Here is an 18,665-nt window from a genome sequence, read left to right as displayed (position 1 = left end):
ACTCATTTTGACCAAAAGTTTGAGTATTAAAGGCCACAAGGCTGTTAAATAACATTATTAAATTGCTTATTGATTAGTATTTTTTTTGCATCTTTTAGAGATTTTATCTCTTTTGTTTCCACTTTCCTTATAAAATCTTCATATTTCTTTGCATCTTTTAAAGCCAAAATAACCATAAGTTCATCCAGAGATTTTGCAGCTTCTATCTTTGCTTCAAATATAGCATCTGCTGAGTTTATTTTTCTTACTCTTTTAAAGTTTATCTTTGCAAAAAGAAAACCAGCTATAAAAGTAAATACGTAATATACAAAGTCATAACTAAACTCAAAGGCTTTTTCCTCAGCATCCAATAGCTCTTCTTTTTTATAAGCTTTTGTTACTTCAACATTTATTGCGTCTATGAACATCTCTTTGATTATTTGCTCTTTTAAATCAAAATACTCTATTTTTACTTCTGGGATTATAAAATCTTTCTCACCGACAAAGGCAAATTTTTGACTCCAAGAGCCTTTATAACCATCTTTTGTAAGTGTCACATTTTCTATGACTTTTTGAGAAAATATCTTCACTCCATCTATCTTAAATTCAACAGGTTTTAAAGCCTTAAAGTTTCCGATTCCTTCTATATCTATCTCAAGATGATAAGGCTCATACGCTTTTAACTTCTCTTTGTCTTTTTTTACATTTGAAACAAACTCACCTACTAAATCTGTACTGCTTTGTTTAACATTGACAACCACTGCTTCTTGTTTTATAAAACGTACGCTAAATTCTTCATAATCAGCGTTGTCACGACCAAGTACAGTATTTTGGATAGAGTCTTTGTTTGTCTTTTTCATTGTTGTGTTAAAAACAAATTTATGAACACCGGAGTGTTTTACAAAAGCAACAAATTCAAAAATATTTATTTTTTTACCATCTTCTATTCTTTCAGTTTCACTAAGAATTTCAACTCTGTACTGATCGTTATCTACAACTGGATTAAATTCAATGACATAAATACCTGCAGCGTCACTGTACTCACAAATATACTTGAGATATATAGCCTCATTTGTCATTGCCTCTGTTTTATCTGCTTGTACACTCCATTGATACGTAGATGCGAAGAGATTCAGATTTAAAAAGATTAAAATTATTAAACCAGCTCTACCAAGGTTGTTTCTCATTCACTCCCCTTTTATTTATTAGTTCATATTGCTTTGAACTTAGTTTTGCTTTGCCGGAATTCAGATCTATTTTCGATTCGGTCTTTGTTTTCTTACCACCGTCCTCAGCTCCACTGCTTGCACTGGCACTAACTTTCATATTTGAACTGCCACCCTCTTTTTTCTTTTTGTTAGAGTTCTCTTTTTTTGCGATTGATGATTTTTTACTGCTTTTTTGCTGACCTGTGCTCATCTGCATCTGCTCACCAACATCTTTTATGTAATGCATGTTTTCATCTGCTTCTTTAGAATAACTGAGAGTAAGTGATTTCAAGTAGGCTTCTCTTGCTTTTTTAAACTCTTTTAATCTTACTAATGAATTACCCATATTATAAAAAACGACAGATTTAAACTCTGCATCTGCAGATTTTACTCTCTCATAGGAGTGAAGTGCCTTTTCATATTCTCCACTTTTATAGTAAGAACTGGCTTTTTTAAATTCTATTCTATTTTTATCTTCAAAGTAGTCTAAAATATTTGCGTCTAAACTCACTCCAAAAAGAAGTAAAAAAGCCAAAACATACCGCTTTAGTGTTGTAACACTTACTAAAAACGAAATAATAGCTAAGACTATAAAAAAGTAAAATAGTTCAAGATTTCTGATTATAGTCGTTTTAGATTTTTTATCATCTGTTTTTTGATCTTGTAGTGCATCTGCTAAATCATCAAAACTTTTTGTATAGATTCCGCCTGTAGCATCTGAGACAGCCTCTATAGCTTGGTTTTCCCTACTCACGACTATATCGTTCGTCTCATCTTTTAAAAGCTCTCCATTTTCCAGCATTAGAGTTCCGCCACTCTTAGTAGCGAGCATCAATACATTTACAATAAGTGAATTATCTTTGGCATATTTTGCTTCATCTTCATAAGAGATCTCATCTCCACCGTCACTCAGTATTACTACACTAAGCTCCTTTGATTTTGACATCTTTCGTGCTAACTTCAACGCAGGCATTATAGAACTGCCCTTTGTAATAATAAGCTTATCATCAAGTGAGCCAAATAGATGCTCTAAAAGTTCACTATCTTCTGTCATTGGTGAGAGTACTATTGCATTTGTAGTAAACCCAAGTATTCCAAACCTGCTTTTTTTTTCACTCTTTACAAGAGCGTTTAAAACCTCTTTTGCCTTTTTTAGCCTTGAAGGTGATACATCATTTGCCTGCATGGAGTATGATAAGTCAACGGCTATCACAACATCACTTAGTACCTGTTCACTTTTTATAGGCTCTTGTTCTATAACTGGACGGGTAAGGGCTAAAACTATAAGTACAAAGGTAACTATATAGCCAAGAGAAACTATGCTTAAATCTCTGAAGTCTTTTTTAATAAAGCCAGCAACTAAAAACAGAAACAACCAAAAGTACTCAGGAAATAAAAAACTCATTTTCTTATCTCCTTGTATAATAAAAACAGAAGCAGCCCAGATGCTAAAAGTAAAAATATCTGATAAAAGTACTCTTTTAAAATATACTCCCTACTTTTAATATTTGATGATTCAAGTTTGTCAATCTCGCTGTAAACTTTTTTCAACTCTTTTGCAGAAGTAGCACTAAAAAACTCTCCGCCTCCATCTTTGGCTATAGTCTCCAGGAGCGCTTCATCTGCTTCACCTTTGTTACCCATAGCGATGGTATATATTTTTATACCCTTCTCATTTGCCAATTTTGTGGCTTCTTTAGGTGAGACACTTCCGCTGTTATGTTCACCATCACTAAGAAGAACAATAACTTTATTCTTTGCCTTAGAATGTTTAAATGAGCGCACACCTATAGCTATAGCTTCACCTATAGCTGTGTTTTGTCCAGCCATACCTTGGGTCAGATATTCTAGCATCTGAGTAACTATCTCTTTTTCATAAGTTATTGGAGATGCTATAAAAGCAAAATCTCCATAAAGAACTACTCCGACATTATCACTGATTCTTTTTTTTATAAACTCTGATGCTATGATTTTAGTTATCTCAAATCGGCTGAGTCTCTCACCTTCACTAACCTCATCTTCAAAATCAAAGCCTGATGAGTTCATAGATCCACTGGCATCTATGGCAAGTACTATATCTTTACCGTGTCTATTATTTGGACTTAGCTTATCCACCACTATCGGAGATGCAAGTGCAATACAAAGAAAGATAAATATCAAAACTTTTATAATCCACTCTATCTTCAAAAAGTTCTTTTTAGCAGATAAAAACTGAAGATGCACAAAATAAACCGGTTTCATATATTCTTTACATTTATATAAACAATAAATTATAGGTATAAGTAAAAAAATTAAAAAAGGATATTCAAAACTATAATAATTCATTGTTATATTCTACCAAAAATAATATTTTATATGCGTAATTACTACAAATTTAAAAAGATTTTGAAATTCCTTGTGAAATATCTTGACATCTAAAATCTATTTGTCTATAATTTCGACCTCTTAAGAATAAGAGACATAAGTCTTGTTAGCTCAGCTGGTAGAGCACGTCACTTTTAATGATGTGGCCGATGGTTCGAATCCATCACAGGACACCATTTTTATACACATAGTTGGCCCCGTCGTCTAGCGGTTAGGATCCATGGTTTTCATCCATGTTACAGGAGTTCAATTCTCCTCGGGGTCACCAACTTTCACTTAAAAACAATCAATAAAATTATTACAATTCAGGATTTGGTTTTCCTAAAAAGTACCCTTGCCCATAATCGATATCTAGCTCTTTAATCTTTTTATATATTGATTCAGTTGCAACAAACTCACCTATAGTTTTTATGTCATTTTTCCTTGCAAACCCTACAATAGTCTCAACAACGCCATAAATCTTTTCATCGTTGTCTATCTCTTTAATTAGACTACCGTCTATTTTTAAGAAATCAGTATTTAGCTTTATTAAGTACTCAAAATTACTGTAACCAGTTCCAAAGTCATCTATTGCGATTTTCATTCCGCATGTTTTTGCATCTCTAATAAATGAATCCATCATATCAAACGATTCGATACCTTCAGATTCTACTATTTCTATAACAACCTGGTTATTGACTCCATGCTCAATTGCAAGATCAAATAACCAGTCACTCACATTATGTAGCATTACATCTTCAGCACTTAGATTTATAGAAAATTCATATTTTGTTCCGTTGAATTTTTCAAAAGCCTGAGTTACAACTATTTTAGTAAGATCCTTATAAAGTCTAGTCTTTTTTGCTATATCTAAAAAGAAAAATGGAGATATCTCTTCACCGTCTCTTTTAATCAAGCGCATTAGTGTCTCATACTTTTCTATCTTGTTGTTTGATGTATTAACAATTGGTTGATAATATGCTTTTATACGATTTTCTTCTATTGCACTTTTTATCTCATTTGTCCACTCTATATTTTTCTTGTACTCTTCATCTATGTTAATCTCATCAACATATCCTACTATGTCTTTATTACTCTTTTTAGCGTATTTATGAGCTATATCTGCTTCATTTATCAGGTTATCACTGTTGCATGATACTCCTATAGTAAGTTGTATTGTGATTTCATTGTTATCTATCTTAAATGTTCTCTGTTTTATCTCTTCTTTAAAACTATTTAATTTTTCAAAAAACTTATCTTTTGTTATTCGATCGCTATCAACTAACACGGCAAACTCATCTCCATTTAAACGATATAGATCAAACTTATCATCATTAAAGTAGTGAAACATTTTATCTGCTAAATCAATGATAACAGAATCACCGGCTTTATATCCATAAAAATCATTCACCTCTTTAAAGAAGTGGATATCTATAATCGCCAAATATGACTCACCATTTAACTTAACGTCTTCTAGTAACTTAAATCTATTTCCAAGACTAGTCAATATATCTGTCAAAAAGTTCTTCTTTAACTCTTTTTTAGAATTAACAAGCTCTGTAACATCATCTCTAAGTGCAATATATTCGATAATTATGTTGTTCTCATCCTTGATAGGAACTATTGTTATATTGGCATAAAAAGTACTTCCATCTTTTTTAGAGTTTTTAAGAAGCCCATGGTAAATCTCACCAGATTGGATAGTATCCCACATATTTCTAAATATTTTCTTTGGAGTATTTGGATGTCTAAAGATATTATGAGGTTTTCCAATTAGCTCTTTCTTTGTATATCCTGTCTTTTTACATAAGGTATCGTTTACATAAGTTATTATTCCATCAGGACTACTTTTACTAACTATACTCCCCGCATTAACAGCCTTTATATATTCAGAAGAGTATTTATTGATTCTTCTTATTTTTGTAAAAGCTCTTGTCATGTTTTTTAATAGAGCATTTATTGTTTTTGACACTATCCCTATCTCATCATTATTTTTTATCTCCAGTTTATTTTCTGAATAGAGATCTTTTAAGTCACCATTTTTCAGACTATTTTCTATATCGTGGATAGCATATATAAGATTAGTGATAGGTTTTTTAACTAATATGTATAAAATTAAAAGCAAAGATAGAAGTATAATAATATCAATGAGTATCATCGTATATATTTGATTTAAAAGTGTTGCTTTTGTAGCATTTACAAAACTATTCACATTCTCAATATCAGCGGCTATTAATCCATATCCTATTAGCACGTTATTGTGATTTAGCATTTCAATTGATGTTATAAAATAGCCGTCTTTTATTGTGAAAAGTTTTGTTGTCAAATTATTTATATCTACTTTTTGCAGTGTATTTAATAGTTTTCTACTGGTAATATTTTTTCTTTGAGACAAAAACATATTTCCTACTTTGTATATGTTTGAATCAAATCTTTTTATTCCTTTTTCATTATCGAGTGCTAAAAAAACAAGGTCATACTTTTTTTGCTCTTTTGCTTTTTTGACAATTGAATTAAACCCTTGTATAAATTCAACACTTCCAATATACTTATCATTATCCATAACAGGGGAAAGACCTCTTAAAAGCATACCGGCTCTACCACTCTCAATAGTAATAAAAGGTTTTCTACTCTCTTTAACATCTATAATAGAATCTCTGAACCCCTTTAGATCATCACCATATTTATTTAGGTTCCAATGACGTAAAAAACTATTGATATTTGCATCATGAATATGAACCTTTACATTTTTATAATCACTGTTATTTTTAAATGACTTACTTATATTGTCCAAGTTTTTTATAGCTATGTTTCTATCATTTTGTTTAAGAGCATCATATATATTATTATTGTTGGCAATATTGATTACATTTGTAAGTCCAACCTGCTCTTTTTCGTTCAAACCTTGATCTACATATGCTTGCATATTTTGTGCAAATGTAGAATATGCGTCATCAGAAATATTCTTCAGAGATTGCATACCGTTATAAGTAATGAGTAGAATTCCTAAAAGCATCACAAAGATTATTGGTATATACACTTTTACTGTTATTGAAAGATTCTTTAACATAGTTTCCCCTCTTACATCACCAGACTATTATAATAAATTATAACTTATTATACACTCAAAACTTTTTAAAAAACTTTTCATTTTTTACATATATTTTTATTTAGTATGAAATAACATTTTTTTATGTATAATGAGTTCAGAAAACTCTTAATAGGTGACTGTTATGCAAGTGGATTTTTACACCAAAAAGATATTAATAGTAGATGACAATAGAGTAAATATCTTGGTTCTTGAGAACTTACTTGAAGATGAAGGCTACACTTCTATAATCAGTGCAATGTCAGCACTAGAAGCATATGATATACTGAAAAATAATAGTATTGATATGATTTTATTAGATGTTATGATGCCACAAATAGACGGACTTGAAGCATGTAAAACTATTCGCCAAAATCCAAATTACAATCATATCCCCATCATCATGATAACAGCAGATATAACGGATGAAACTCTTAAAAAAAGTTTTGAAGCCGGAGCAAATGACTACCTTAACAAACCAGTTAATATCACCAACTTAAAAGTAAGAATTGAGAGTCAATTTATGAATGCTCATAAAGATGCTTTGATATTAAATCAAAACAGATTACTTGCAGTTAATGAGACTGTTCAGATGCTTGCACATCAATGGAGACAACCGCTTTCAATTATTAGTACCATTACAATGGATATAGCTGTCGCTTATGAGTTTGATGAACTAACATCAGAGCACCTAGATAAATCATTAGAAAACATTAATCATGCAGTACAAGAACTCTCAAAAACACTAGATGAATTTCGTCAAATCTCCAATATAGAAAAGACCGCTTCACTTAACAATATAAATGACACAATTAATAAGAGCATCCTTCTGATTCAAGATAGACTTGAATCAAACCACATTAACATAGAAATAGATCTGCAACACCAAGAGGATGTATTATACTTTCCTAACGAAATAATTAAGATTTTAATTAGCATCTACACTAATTCTATTGAAGCTTTTAAAAGAATACCCACTGATACCAAGAAGTTTATTAAAATATCTACAAAGCAAAATGATGATTTTACTTATATAGAGATCATAGATAATGCAGGTGGTATCGAAGAGGTTCTAATAAATAGAATATTTGATCCTTATGTTAGTACAAAAGAGGAAAAAAATGCTGTAGGGCTAGGTCTGTACAATGCATTTAACATACTAAAAGAGTCTATGCGTGCCAGCATAAAAGTTACATCAGAAAACTCTCAGACAACAGTTACTATAAAACTGCCAAACTCTAAATAAAACTATCTAAAGGATAAGCTATGCAAAAGTATAAATGTGTGTTTTGCGGGTGGATCTATGATCCAGCAGTTGGTGACGAAAAAGCTGGTATTCCTCCAGGAACTTCATTTGAAGATCTACCTGAGAACTGGGTCTGTCCTGGGTGTGGATCTGGTAAAGAGTATTTTAACCCTATAGACTAATAACTACATCTTTAAACTGTAGTTTATAGGTACATGAAGTATTAATTCTTCATTTGGTTTTGGAAATTCTCCGGACAAGTCTTCTATAGTTTTTACTGCAGCACGACTCAGTATTTCACTCTTTGACGAAAGTACTTCTATGGAGTGAGCAACAGCATTTGTAGAGAGTTTGAACCTTACGGTAACTTCACCTATAGTACCCATTTTTCTTGCTCTTCTTGGATAGTATAAGTTATCTTGCAAAAGTTGAATTATCTTAGCAATATGCTCTTGCATATACTCTTGTTCAAGACGTGCCTGTTTAGCATCTGTATCTTCAACTATCACATCTTCTTTACTAATCTCTTCTTGTACTACCTCAGTCACTTCAACAGGTTTTTCTTCGACAATCTCTTCTTCTTTTACTTCTTCGATAACTTCTTCTATTTCTTCAGGTACAACTTCAGGTATTTCTTTTACTATCTCTATTCTTTTTACAATTGGCTTTGGTTCTACTTTTGGCTTTTCAATCTTTTTTGGAATAGGTTTTAGTTGTGGTTTAGACTTTGGCTTAGGGGCGGGTTTATCAAGCGGTTTTTTAGCGATTACGTCACATAGTTGGATGCAAACCTTTTCTTCACAATCCACTTTATTCAGAGATGGAATGTTTTTCCATGTAAAGAATAGTGCTATTAGTAAAGTTCCGTGAAATAATAGTGAGAAAAAAAATGAACTGCCGTGTCTAATCATAAGTAAAATAATAGCTAATTATGTGTTACATAAGTATTAATTTCTCAAGGAATTCTTTGGTCACCTTAGCAGCGTAAGCACAGCCAAAAGAACTAGTTCCTTTGGCGCTCAATAATTAAATAGCTCTTTTGAATTCAGGATAAGCTTCAACACCACATTCATTAACGTCCATACCTTCAACCTGCGCATCATCTTCAGCTCTAAATCTAGATACTTTGTTGATAAGATAAAGAACTACAAAAGAGACACTAAATGCGAAAACGGCTACAACCAGAACACCTTTAAGTTGAGCCATAAATGAAACACTATCTACAAAAATTCCAACCGCAAGTGTTCCCCAGATGCCATTTACCAGGTGAACAGAAAGTGCACCAACAGGATCATCAAGTTTTAGTTTATCAAAAATAGGAACAGCAAACACAACTAAAGCACCACCGATAAGACCAATTAAAATAGGAGTATACATATCATATAGATCTGGTCCCGCAGTTACAGCAACAAGCCCGCCTAAGGCACCATTTAAAATCATAGTGATATCAAAGAGTTTATATCTTACATACATCAGTATTCCGGCAATTAGTGCACCAGCAAGTCCAGCTGTATTGGTATTCATTATTGTCTTAGCAACCAAATTTGCATTCTCGACACTAGAAATTGATCCGACTGAACCACCATTAAACCCAAACCAGCCTATCCATAATAAGAATGCACCAAGCACAACTAAAGGGATGTTAGATGCAGGGATAACTCTTATCTTACCGTTTACATAACGACCCTTACGAGAACCCATAATTAGTATTGCTGCCAGAAGAGCCCATCCGCCGGTTGAGTGAATAACAGTAGAACCTGCAAGATCATACATATCAAGGTCTAAAAATGTACCTGATATCATATCTGCACCCCAACTAACGTTTACTACTGTTGGATAGATAAAAGCACCCATAATAACAGCAAATATTGCTAAAGGAAATATACGTACACGCTCACTTACACCACCACTCATGATGTTTATAGTTTTACCTACAAATGCCATTTGAAACATAAATGCAGCCCAGATACTCATAGAGTCATTTTCCCAAGAACCAAAGGCAAGAGAGTAACCAATAAGCAAAAATGCTAAAGAAGCAACTGCATAAATCATAACGTTGATAGTTAAAACGGAAGTAACATTTTTGGTACGGACAAGTCCTGCTTCAAGCATAGCAAAACCAGGAACCATAAAGATTATGAGCACCATTGCAAACAGTGCGAAGAAAGTGTCGATGATGTATTTAAAATCAGCTTCTAACATATAATATACCCCTTTGAAATATTAAAGGGGCAATTATAGCTTAAAAAAAGTGCAGATATTTTCTCAACTGATTAATTTTTAATCAGTTGTAGGATAATAAGATCATCACGCCAAAAGGAGTAATCTTTAGTTGCCTCAGCGACGCCAGCGTAGTCAAAAGGATTAGTTCTTTTGACCTGCTAACTAAACCGCCTCGTTGTCAGTTTCACCTGTACGTATACGAATAATTTGTTCTATTTCACTAACAAAAATCTTACCATCACCGATTTTTCCAGTTCTAGCAGCTTCAACAATAGTACTAGTTACTTGCTCAACCATCTCATCATTGACTACCATTTCCATTTTTATCTTTGGTAAAAAGTCTACAACGTACTCAGCACCACGGTAAAGTTCACTGTGACCTTTTTGACGACCGTAACCTTTAACTTCACTAACAGTCATACCAGTAATCCCGATTTCTGCCAGTGCGTCTTTAACATCTTCTAATTTGAATGGTTTAATAACCGCTTCTACTCTTTTCATAATATCTCTCCAATTTAATTTTAACATTCTAGCTATTTTTATATTTTTAAGCAACTTTGTAATTGCAAAAGGACTTGTTCCTTTATCGTTCTAAAGGTTTATAGCCTTTTCACCATGAACAGTCTCATCAAGACCACGACGTTCAGTCTCTTCATCAACTCTACCACCACCAGTGATTGCAGAAGCTATAAAGAATACAATCGCAGTAACAACACCACTGTATACAATTGTTAAACCTATAGCACTAAACTGAGATACTAACTGTGAACCCATGTTATAGTTTTCAGGCATTGCATAATCAGCTATAAAGATTGCTGTTGCAACTGAACCCCAGATACCAACTAGACCATGAATCCAAAATGCGTCTAAAGAGTCATCAACTTTGAACATACCTTTAAGTTTAGCAACACCATAGAAACCTAGAGCACCACCAATAAGACCGATAATAATAGCACCTTCAACACCAGCAGAACCAGATGCAGGAGTAATTGCAACCAGACCGGCAACAGCACCAGAAGCACCACCAACTAAAGTGGCTTTTTTGTATACTAACCACTCTAGCAGAATCCAACCGATAACACCAAGAGATGCAGCAACATTCGTTACTAAGAACGCAGATGCAGCAGTACCATCAGCAGCAACTTCAGAACCTGCATTGAAACCGAACCAACCGAACCATAATAAAGCAGCACCAAGCACAACTAGTACAGGAGAAAAAGGCTTGATAGCAGCTTTACCGTAATCTTTTCTACGTCCGAGAATCATTGCAACAACAAAACCGGCGACACCAGCATTTAAGTGAACAACAGTACCACCAGCAAAGTCCATCTCACCAAAGTTAAGTGTCGTACCACCACCCCATGCCCAGTGTGTTACAGGTGCATAAACAGCAACTATCCATAATGCTGCGAATATCATAAATGTAGAGAATTTAACTCTTTCAATCATAGAACCACTAGCGATTGCAACAGCGATTGCAGCGAATGTTCCTTGAAATGCTACAAAAAGAAGCTCAGGAATAGTACCACTTAATGTATCAGAAGTGATTCCAGATAACATAACCTTACCAGTACCTATTAAGTCACCATCGCCAAATGCGATTGAGTACCCAACGATAACCCATACTAAAGTACCAACTGCATAAGCACCTAAACTCATACCTATAGTATTAAGCACATTCTTAGAACGAGTAAGACCACCGTAAAAAAGTGCTAACCCCGCAGGTGTCATTAACATTACAAAAGCCGTAGCAACTAACATCCAAGCAGTATCACCACTGCTTAATGTATCTTCTGCGAATACCAAAGTCGGTAACGCTAATAGAGCAAGAAATAATTTCTTCATCATTTATCCTTATAGTTTATCTGCTCAAAGTATACAAGTTAACTAAAAGGTATTAATCAAATTATTGATTAATTTTTAATCAGTTTTAGAATCAATAATTGCTCTTATGTTTTATATCACCTAAGCCTTTACATCTTCTTCCCAGAAGAACTCTATCCACTGAGTAGCTTCTTTGACCGAATAATCTGGTTGTATAAGTGCTGTTTTTTTGTAAAAAAGAGTTGCAAGTTTAAATTCAGCATGTGGGTATTGTTCTTTTAATAGTTTTAATATTTCAACCATTGTTTCGCCACTGTCTACTATATCATCTAAGATTAAGACCTTTGAAGCTTTTGAAAGATCTGGAATATTAAAGATATCAAACGTATCTAGTTTAGTAGTTCCTTCATAATGAATAGAATTAAGACTATACACATTTCTTGTGTTTAATGCTTCTCCCATAAAGTGACTCAGAGTCAAACCACCTCTAGCTGCACCTAACAATACATCTGCATTAAATTCTCTACTTAATTTTATTAACTGTGTAGTATCTTGAACAAACTCTTTGTAAGAGTAATAATATTTTTCCATTCTCTTGCTATCCTTGTAAAATAAATACCAATAAACTAATACCGGTAATTGAAATAATTCCAATATTTAAATCAGAAAACTCTTTTTTTGCTAACTTGATTAAAGTGTATATGATGAAACCTGATGCGATTCCGGTTGTAATTGAATATGTTAATGGCATAACTAAAACTATAAAAAACGTACCTGCACTGGTTGCAAAATCCATCTCTTTAAAATTAATCTTTCCAAGTTCTGTAAACATCAATACACCGACAACGACAAGTACCGGATAGATTGCATTTGAAGGGATTGACTTAAACAGTGGCAGCATAAAAAGTGTAGTAACAAAAAACATGGCAGTAAATACCGCAGTCAATCCTGTTCTTCCACCTGCTTCTACCCCACTGGCACTCTCTATAAAACTTGTAGTAGTTGAAACTCCGAGTAAGCTTCCACCTACTGTTGCGATTGCATCTGCTTCTAGTGTTTTTTGTAAACTCTTATCATCTTTATTTTTATCATCTTGAAATAGATTTGCGCGAGCACCTACTCCTGTTAGAGTACCTAAAGTATCAAACATATCTGTAACTAAAAAAGTTATCACTACAGGAAACAGACTTAAAGAAATTGCACTTACAATATCAAGTTTCATTAGAATTGGTTCAATAGATGCAGGAAAGCTTATTAGAGCTGTTGGGAATATACCTATGCCAAACATCCAGCCTATTACAGAAGTTATTCCTATAGAGAAAATAAATGCACCTTTTATCTTATATGCATAAAACATAAATGATAATATCAGCCCTGTTACTCCCAACAAAACATTTGCATCTGAGAAATCTCCAAGTTTAACCAAGGTGGCTTCACTTCCTACAATCATTCCCATTTGCTTTAAACCGATAAATGCTATAAAAGTTCCTATACCAGCACTAATTGCTCTTCTTAAATTTAAAGGAATAGAAGTCATTATCCATATTCTAAAATTTGTAAAAGACAAAAAAACAAAAATAATACCTGATAAAAATACGATTCCAAGTGCAGTTTCCCAAGGAATTTTCATACCTAAAACAAGTCCGTACGAGAAATAAGCATTAAGTCCCATACCAACACTCATGGCAATTGGAGTATTTGACCAAATACCGCTAAACAGAGTTGCGAGTATAGTTATAATAGCCGTAGCAGTTATAACAGCATCCATCGGCAAACCTGCGTCCGCAAGTATAAAACCGTTTACCGGGATAATATACATCATTGTTAAAAAAGTTGTGAAACCTGCTGTGAATTCTGTCTTAAAATTCGTATTATATTTTTTCAATTTAAAGTAATCCAAACATTTTCCTTTGATAATTGTCTTTTAAATGTGATATATTATCCTACTTAATAAAATCACAACTTAAAAAAAACAATTGTTAGAGCAAAGCTTAAGGGTTAATAAGATAAACTAAGCCGAATTTATTTTTAAAGACTAGGTGTTTTATATGAGCGATTTGCTAAACAACGACGACATACAAACTATTAACATAGAAGAGACTCTTCAAAACAGTTACCTAGATTACTCAATGAGCGTAATCGTAGGTCGTGCCTTACCAGACGTGCGTGACGGTCTAAAACCGGTTCACAGAAGAATTTTATACGCTATGGACAAACTAAACCTTTCTCATGGAGCAAAGTTTAAAAAGTCTGCTCGTATAGTTGGTGATGTAATTGGTCAGTACCACCCACATGGTGACAACTCTGTTTATGATGCGCTAGTTCGTATGGCTCAAGACTTCTCTATGAGAATGCAGCTTGTAGACGGTCAAGGAAACTTCGGTTCTGTAGATGGTGACTCTGCGGCAGCGATGAGATATACAGAAGCGCGTATGACTAAATATGCAGGAGAACTTCTAAAAGATTTAGAAAAAAACACAGTAAACATGACAGATAACTACGATGGTACTACTAAAGAACCAGAAGTTATGCCAACACGTGTTCCAAACTTACTTATCAATGGTTCTTCTGGTATTGCTGTCGGTATGGCTACAAATATTCCTCCGCACAACCCTAGAGAGGTCTTAACTGGACTTAAAGCACTTCTAGCAAACCCAGATATCTCTTTAATTGAGCTAATGGAGCATATCAAAGCACCTGACTTTCCAACTGGTGGTATTATCTTTGGTAAAAAAGGAATAACAGACGCTTATGAGACTGGTCGTGGTCGTATTAAGGTTCGTGCTAAAACTCATATTGAGCAAAAAGCTAAAAAAGAAGTTATTGTAATCGATGAACTTCCTTACCAAGTAAACAAAGCCCGTCTTATTGAAAACATTGCAAATCTTGTTAAAGACAAGATGATTGATGGTGTTTCAGAGATCCGTGATGAATCTGACCGTGACGGTATGAGAGTTGTAATCGAGCTTAAAAGAGATGCAATGAGCGAAATCGTTCTTAACAATCTTTTCAAGCAAACAAGCATGCAGACTACATTCGGTATCATCATGCTTTCTATATTAAACCAAGAACCTAGAATCTTTGGTATCATAACTATATTAAAGCACTTTATAAATCACCGTAAAACTATTATTATTCGCCGTACTATTTTTGATCTTGAAAAAGCAAAAGCTAGAGCGCACATCTTAGAAGGTCTTAAAAAAGCTCTTGATATTATTGATCAGATCATCAAAGTAATCAAAGCAAGTAAAAATATAGAAGAGGCTCGCGACAACTTAGTTTCAGAGTTTGATTTCTCTCCAATTCAAGCACAAAGCATCGTTGATATGCGTCTTGGTAAACTTACTGGTCTTGAGCGTGAGAAAATCGAGAATGAATTACGTGAGCTAATGGAACTTATCGAGTACTTAGAATCAATCCTAAGAAGTGAAGAAGTTCTACATTCAATTATTGATGAAGAATTTGATGAAGCTTTAGAGACTTATGGTTCAAACGAAAGAAGAACAGAGATCGAAGATGATTATGATGACATTGATATCGAAGATCTAATCCCGAACGAGCCGATGGTTGTTACTATCACTCATAGAGGTTACATCAAGCGTGTACCTCTTGCATCTTATGAAAAACAAAAACGTGGCGGTAAAGGTAAAACTGCAGTTACAACTTATGAGGATGACTTTATAGAAAGATTCTTTACTTGTAATACTCACGATACACTTCTGTTTGTAACAGACCGTGGTCAACTTCACTGGCTAAAAGTTTACAAAATTCCTGAAGGAAGCAGAATTGCTAAAGGTAAGGCAGTAGTTAATCTTCTTAACCTTATGGCAGATGAAAGAATCCGTTCAATCATCCCAACAACAGATTTCAGTGAAGAGAAAGGTTTAGTATTCTTTACACAAAAAGGTGTTGTTAAGCGTACTAACCTAAGTGAATTTTCTAACATTAGAAGTAATGGTGTAAGAGCTATCGTTCTTGATGATGATGATGCACTGATTACCGCAAAAATAGCAGATCAGTCTATAAAATATCTATTTATTGTTACTAAGTTAGCTCAATGTATTAAATTTGACATTGAAAAAACTCGTGAGCAGGGTCGTAGTACTCGTGGTGTAAGAGGTATCAAGTTCAAACATGAAGATGATGAAGTAATCGATGCTAACATAATCGCAGATGATGAACAAGAGATTTTAATCATAGCTGAAAAAGGTATCGGTAAACGTACAGATGCCGGTGAATATCGCTTAACTAATCGTGGTGGCTCTGGTGTTATAGCTATGAAAATGAGTACTAAAACTGGTAAATATGTTGTAGGTTGTCTGATGGTAGATGAGACTATGGATATGATGGCTCTTACTAAAGCCGGTAAAATGATTAGAGTAGATATGCAAACTATCTCTAAATCAAGCAGAAATACATCTGGTGTTTATATTGTTAAAGGTGATGATGTTGCAAGTGTTTCTCGTTGTCCAAAACAACCGATAGAAGATGAAGAAGATGAAGCAACTCCACCTACAACGCTAGATGTGGAATAGTATTTGCTTTTTAACTCACATTAAATCAAAGGCACATTTTTTTAGTGCCTAAATAAAGGGATACACCATGAAATATTCTCTACTTTTAGCAGCACTATTGGGTGCTTCTTCATTAGTAGCTGGGGCACCTGCAGCACCTCAAACAATAGGAAACTTCGAAAAGATAGATTCTCTTGAAACACAGGTATCAGGTATTGACAACAAAGTTTCAGGTATTGACACTAAAGTATCTACAGTAGAGACTCAAGTATCTGGAATTGACACTAAAGTATCTACTGTTGAAGAAAAGCTAGCTTCTATTGAGTCAGATATGGCTGAAATGAAAGCACCGAAAAAGCCAGTTAGAGAAGGTGAACAGACTCTAAGTGAAGGTGCTGATGTACTGATTAGTGTTACTGGTCAAGGTGTAGCACCAATGAACACTTCTTCTCCAGCGCAAGCATATGCACTTGCTAAAAGAGCTGCAACTGCGGATGCATACAGACTGATTGCTGAGAAAGTTAAGGGTGTTCGTATTGATGGTCAAGACCTAATCAAAAATATGATGGTTAAAAGATCAACTGTTCGTACTTCAGTTAAAGCAATGGTTAGAAATGCAAATGTTGTTGAAACAACTTTTAAAGAGGGTCTATGCGAAGTAGAGATGGAAATCGTTCTATCACACGCGCAATTTGCTCACTAATCCTTCTTAGCTCTTTCGCATCTCTGAATGCGAAAGAATTTCTTATCTCTTATCGTTATGTGGTAAAAGACGCCACACTATACAATGAAACACTCCACATCTCGGACTCTATGAAAAAATGCACCGGAAAACCTCAAGTTGCACTAATTCTTACAAATTATGGCAACGAGAATCTAAAACAAACTATCAGGAATAATGAACAAGAATTTATAGAATATATGCACAAACTTGGGCTTAATGTTGAGCATAAAGAGAGTACTAAAAATTTTCAAAACAAATCTACTACTATCCTAACACTTAAGACTACATGTTTCAAAGTCGATTTTAATGAAAATTTCGCTAGAATCTCACCTTTAAAATAGGGCTCAAATAGGACATTTATTGAAAATTGCAATAGTTGAAGACGATATCAATATGAGAAAATCTCTTGAAATCGCTATGAGCGATTATGAAGAGTTTGAAATCATTACATTCAAAAATGCGGTAGACGCTCTTAAAAAACTTGACAGCACTTTTGACCTTATTATTACAGATATTAACATGCCAAAAATGGATGGGATAGAGTTTGTAAAAGAGTTAAACGGTAAATATGAAGTTATTATTATGACAGGTAATGCAACACTTACTCGTGCGATAGAATCTATTCAACTTGGTGTGAAAGACTTTTTACTAAAGCCTTTTGATGTAGACACTCTAGTTGCTGCTATAAAAAGAGAAGACCAGATACAAAAAGTACAAAAGTCAGTTCCTAAGACTAAAACAAGTACTAATACAAGTGGATTTTTAGGAACTTCTAAAGCACTAGAGAGCATTATAAACATAGCAGACAAAGCATGTAAAACAGATGCAAGCATCCTTTTGCTTGGAGATAGTGGTGTTGGTAAAGAAGTTTTTGCTTCTTACATACACAAGAATTCGCCAAGAGCTAAAAAGCCATTTGTAGCTATTAATATGGCAGCTATCCCGGAGAACCTAATAGAGAGTGAGCTCTTTGGTTTTGAAAAAGGTGCTTTTACAGATGCTGGGGAAGCTAAGGCAGGTCAGTTTGAACTCGCTAACGGCGGAACACTATTTCTAGATGAGATAGGTGAGATGCCTTATGGTGTTCAGGCAAAACTCCTTCGCGCCTTGCAAGAGAAAGAAGTAAGACGTCTTGGTTCAGCAAAAAGTATAAAGATAGACATACGTGTAGTATCAGCAACAAATGCAAACTTAACAGACAAGATAAAAGACGGAGAATTTAGAGAAGATTTATACTATCGTTTAAATACTATACCTCTAAGCATCCCACCTTTGAAAGATAGAAAAGATGAGATTTTACAAATAGCAGATGCAATGATCGAGATAAACTGTAAAAAGTACGATTTTGATCTTAAAACTTTTAGTGAAGATGCACAAGAACAACTTTTAGCATATAACTGGCCTGGAAATATAAGAGAACTTATATCAGTTGTTGAGAGAGCAGTTATCCTTAGTGAAGGCCAAGAAATAACAGCAGATGAACTTTTTTTACAAAATAAAATACAATAAATAGGAG

The 18,665-nt window shown here is 33.9% G+C and carries 16 protein-coding genes and 2 tRNA genes; 8 read left to right on the top strand and 10 right to left on the bottom strand.

The window, feature by feature from the left end; all coding sequences use genetic code 11:
• Positions 1-44: 44 nt before the first annotated feature.
• The 3 genes from ABZC13_RS04060 to ABZC13_RS04050 are packed head-to-tail and all read right to left on the bottom strand — an operon-like array spanning position 45 to position 3,428.
• Positions 45-1,166: a hypothetical protein gene (locus tag ABZC13_RS04060; RefSeq protein WP_373000453.1), complete on the bottom strand. Its 1,122-nt coding sequence runs from the start codon at positions 1,164-1,166 to the stop codon at positions 45-47.
• Positions 1,147-2,592, bottom strand: a complete 1,446-nt coding sequence (locus tag ABZC13_RS04055; RefSeq protein WP_373000450.1) for a VWA domain-containing protein — start codon at positions 2,590-2,592, stop codon at positions 1,147-1,149. Before ABZC13_RS04055 ends, ABZC13_RS04060 begins: the two co-directional genes overlap by 20 nt.
• Positions 2,589-3,428: a VWA domain-containing protein gene (locus ABZC13_RS04050; protein WP_373000447.1), complete on the bottom strand. Its 840-nt coding sequence runs from the start codon at positions 3,426-3,428 to the stop codon at positions 2,589-2,591. The genes ABZC13_RS04055 and ABZC13_RS04050 overlap by 4 nt, the downstream gene beginning before the upstream one ends.
• A 223-nt stretch (positions 3,429-3,651) precedes the next feature.
• Between ABZC13_RS04050 and ABZC13_RS04045 the strand changes: the two genes are divergently transcribed.
• Positions 3,652-3,727, top strand: a tRNA-Lys gene (locus ABZC13_RS04045).
• A gap of 17 nt (positions 3,728-3,744) precedes the next feature.
• Positions 3,745-3,819, top strand: a tRNA-Glu gene (locus ABZC13_RS04040).
• A gap of 30 nt (positions 3,820-3,849) precedes the next feature.
• Here ABZC13_RS04040 and ABZC13_RS04035 read toward each other — a convergent pair.
• The gene (locus ABZC13_RS04035; RefSeq protein WP_373000444.1) at positions 3,850-6,600 is read right to left on the bottom strand and encodes an EAL domain-containing protein; all 2,751 of its coding nucleotides are present in this window, start codon (positions 6,598-6,600) and stop codon (positions 3,850-3,852) included.
• Between the two features lie 163 nt (positions 6,601-6,763).
• Here ABZC13_RS04035 and ABZC13_RS04030 point away from each other — a divergent pair, with 163 nt between their 5' ends.
• Together ABZC13_RS04030 and rd are read left to right on the top strand one after the other, a co-directional pair.
• On the top strand, positions 6,764-7,864 hold the full coding sequence (locus tag ABZC13_RS04030) for a response regulator (RefSeq protein WP_373000441.1): 1,101 nt from the start codon (positions 6,764-6,766) through the stop codon (positions 7,862-7,864).
• A gap of 20 nt (positions 7,865-7,884) precedes the next feature.
• On the top strand, positions 7,885-8,046 hold the full coding sequence (gene rd, locus ABZC13_RS04025) for a rubredoxin (protein WP_373000438.1): 162 nt from the start codon (positions 7,885-7,887) through the stop codon (positions 8,044-8,046).
• 3 nt (positions 8,047-8,049) lie between these two features.
• Here rd and ABZC13_RS04020 read toward each other — a convergent pair whose 3' ends face one another.
• The 6 genes from ABZC13_RS04020 to ABZC13_RS03995 all read right to left on the bottom strand — a co-directional run bounded on the left by ABZC13_RS04020 (position 8,050) and on the right by ABZC13_RS03995 (position 13,811).
• Positions 8,050-8,775: a TonB family protein gene (locus tag ABZC13_RS04020; RefSeq protein ID WP_373000435.1), complete on the bottom strand. Its 726-nt coding sequence runs from the start codon at positions 8,773-8,775 to the stop codon at positions 8,050-8,052.
• A gap of 115 nt (positions 8,776-8,890) precedes the next feature.
• Positions 8,891-10,066 (bottom strand): ammonium transporter, encoded by a 1,176-nt coding sequence (locus ABZC13_RS04015; RefSeq protein ID WP_373000432.1) that lies wholly within the window; start codon positions 10,064-10,066, stop codon positions 8,891-8,893.
• Between the two features lie 183 nt (positions 10,067-10,249).
• Entirely contained in the window at positions 10,250-10,588 is a 339-nt protein-coding gene (locus ABZC13_RS04010) for a P-II family nitrogen regulator (protein ID WP_373000429.1), read from the bottom strand.
• 90 nt (positions 10,589-10,678) lie between these two features.
• Positions 10,679-11,932, bottom strand: coding sequence for an ammonium transporter (locus ABZC13_RS04005; RefSeq protein WP_373000426.1), 1,254 nt, complete (start codon positions 11,930-11,932; stop codon positions 10,679-10,681).
• A 120-nt stretch (positions 11,933-12,052) separates the two neighbouring features.
• Positions 12,053-12,502, bottom strand: coding sequence for a phosphoribosyltransferase (locus tag ABZC13_RS04000; protein WP_373000423.1), 450 nt, complete (start codon positions 12,500-12,502; stop codon positions 12,053-12,055).
• A gap of 7 nt (positions 12,503-12,509) precedes the next feature.
• A complete protein-coding gene (locus tag ABZC13_RS03995; RefSeq protein ID WP_373000420.1) occupies positions 12,510-13,811 on the bottom strand; it encodes an NCS2 family permease in 1,302 nt (433 codons plus the stop codon).
• Positions 13,812-13,959: 148 nt separating this feature from the next.
• Here ABZC13_RS03995 and gyrA point away from each other — a divergent pair, with 148 nt between their 5' ends.
• The 4 genes from gyrA (at position 13,960) to ABZC13_RS03975 (ending at position 18,658) form a co-directional block, all read left to right on the top strand.
• Positions 13,960-16,446, top strand: coding sequence for a DNA gyrase subunit A (gene gyrA, locus ABZC13_RS03990; RefSeq protein ID WP_373000418.1), 2,487 nt, complete (start codon positions 13,960-13,962; stop codon positions 16,444-16,446).
• Between the two features lie 67 nt (positions 16,447-16,513).
• On the top strand, positions 16,514-17,128 hold the full coding sequence (locus ABZC13_RS03985) for an LPP20 family lipoprotein (RefSeq protein WP_373000415.1): 615 nt from the start codon (positions 16,514-16,516) through the stop codon (positions 17,126-17,128).
• The gene (locus tag ABZC13_RS03980; RefSeq protein WP_373000413.1) at positions 17,077-17,490 is read left to right on the top strand and encodes a hypothetical protein; all 414 of its coding nucleotides are present in this window, start codon (positions 17,077-17,079) and stop codon (positions 17,488-17,490) included. Before ABZC13_RS03985 ends, ABZC13_RS03980 begins: the two co-directional genes overlap by 52 nt.
• Positions 17,491-17,509: 19 nt before the next feature.
• Positions 17,510-18,658: a sigma-54-dependent transcriptional regulator gene (locus tag ABZC13_RS03975; RefSeq protein ID WP_373000410.1), complete on the top strand. Its 1,149-nt coding sequence runs from the start codon at positions 17,510-17,512 to the stop codon at positions 18,656-18,658.
• The last annotated feature ends 7 nt before the right edge of the window (positions 18,659-18,665 follow it).

This window comes from Sulfurimonas sp., from assembly GCF_041563035.1.
GTDB lineage: Bacteria > Campylobacterota > Campylobacteria > Campylobacterales > Sulfurimonadaceae > Sulfurimonas.
Note: the sequence above shows the minus strand (reverse complement) of the source record. Positions and strands in the feature narration are given on the sequence as shown.

Excerpts from the sequence above, each read along its gene's own strand:
- ABZC13_RS04060 (WP_373000453.1), bottom strand. The coding sequence starts at position 1,166 with ATGAGAAACAACCTTGGTAGAGCTGGTTTAATAATTTTAATCTTTTTA.
- ABZC13_RS04055 (WP_373000450.1), bottom strand. The coding sequence starts at position 2,592 with ATGAGTTTTTTATTTCCTGAGTACTTTTGGTTGTTTCTGTTTTTAGTT.
- ABZC13_RS04050 (WP_373000447.1), bottom strand. The coding sequence starts at position 3,428 with ATGAAACCGGTTTATTTTGTGCATCTTCAGTTTTTATCTGCTAAAAAG.
- ABZC13_RS04035 (WP_373000444.1), bottom strand. The coding sequence starts at position 6,600 with ATGTTAAAGAATCTTTCAATAACAGTAAAAGTGTATATACCAATAATC.
- ABZC13_RS04030 (WP_373000441.1), top strand. The coding sequence starts at position 6,764 with ATGCAAGTGGATTTTTACACCAAAAAGATATTAATAGTAGATGACAAT.
- rd (WP_373000438.1), top strand. The coding sequence starts at position 7,885 with ATGCAAAAGTATAAATGTGTGTTTTGCGGGTGGATCTATGATCCAGCA.
- ABZC13_RS04020 (WP_373000435.1), bottom strand. The coding sequence starts at position 8,775 with ATGATTAGACACGGCAGTTCATTTTTTTTCTCACTATTATTTCACGGA.
- ABZC13_RS04015 (WP_373000432.1), bottom strand. The coding sequence starts at position 10,066 with ATGTTAGAAGCTGATTTTAAATACATCATCGACACTTTCTTCGCACTG.
- ABZC13_RS04010 (WP_373000429.1), bottom strand. The coding sequence starts at position 10,588 with ATGAAAAGAGTAGAAGCGGTTATTAAACCATTCAAATTAGAAGATGTT.
- ABZC13_RS04005 (WP_373000426.1), bottom strand. The coding sequence starts at position 11,932 with ATGAAGAAATTATTTCTTGCTCTATTAGCGTTACCGACTTTGGTATTC.
- ABZC13_RS04000 (WP_373000423.1), bottom strand. The coding sequence starts at position 12,502 with ATGGAAAAATATTATTACTCTTACAAAGAGTTTGTTCAAGATACTACA.
- gyrA (WP_373000418.1), top strand. The coding sequence starts at position 13,960 with ATGAGCGATTTGCTAAACAACGACGACATACAAACTATTAACATAGAA.
- ABZC13_RS03985 (WP_373000415.1), top strand. The coding sequence starts at position 16,514 with ATGAAATATTCTCTACTTTTAGCAGCACTATTGGGTGCTTCTTCATTA.
- ABZC13_RS03980 (WP_373000413.1), top strand. The coding sequence starts at position 17,077 with ATGCGAAGTAGAGATGGAAATCGTTCTATCACACGCGCAATTTGCTCA.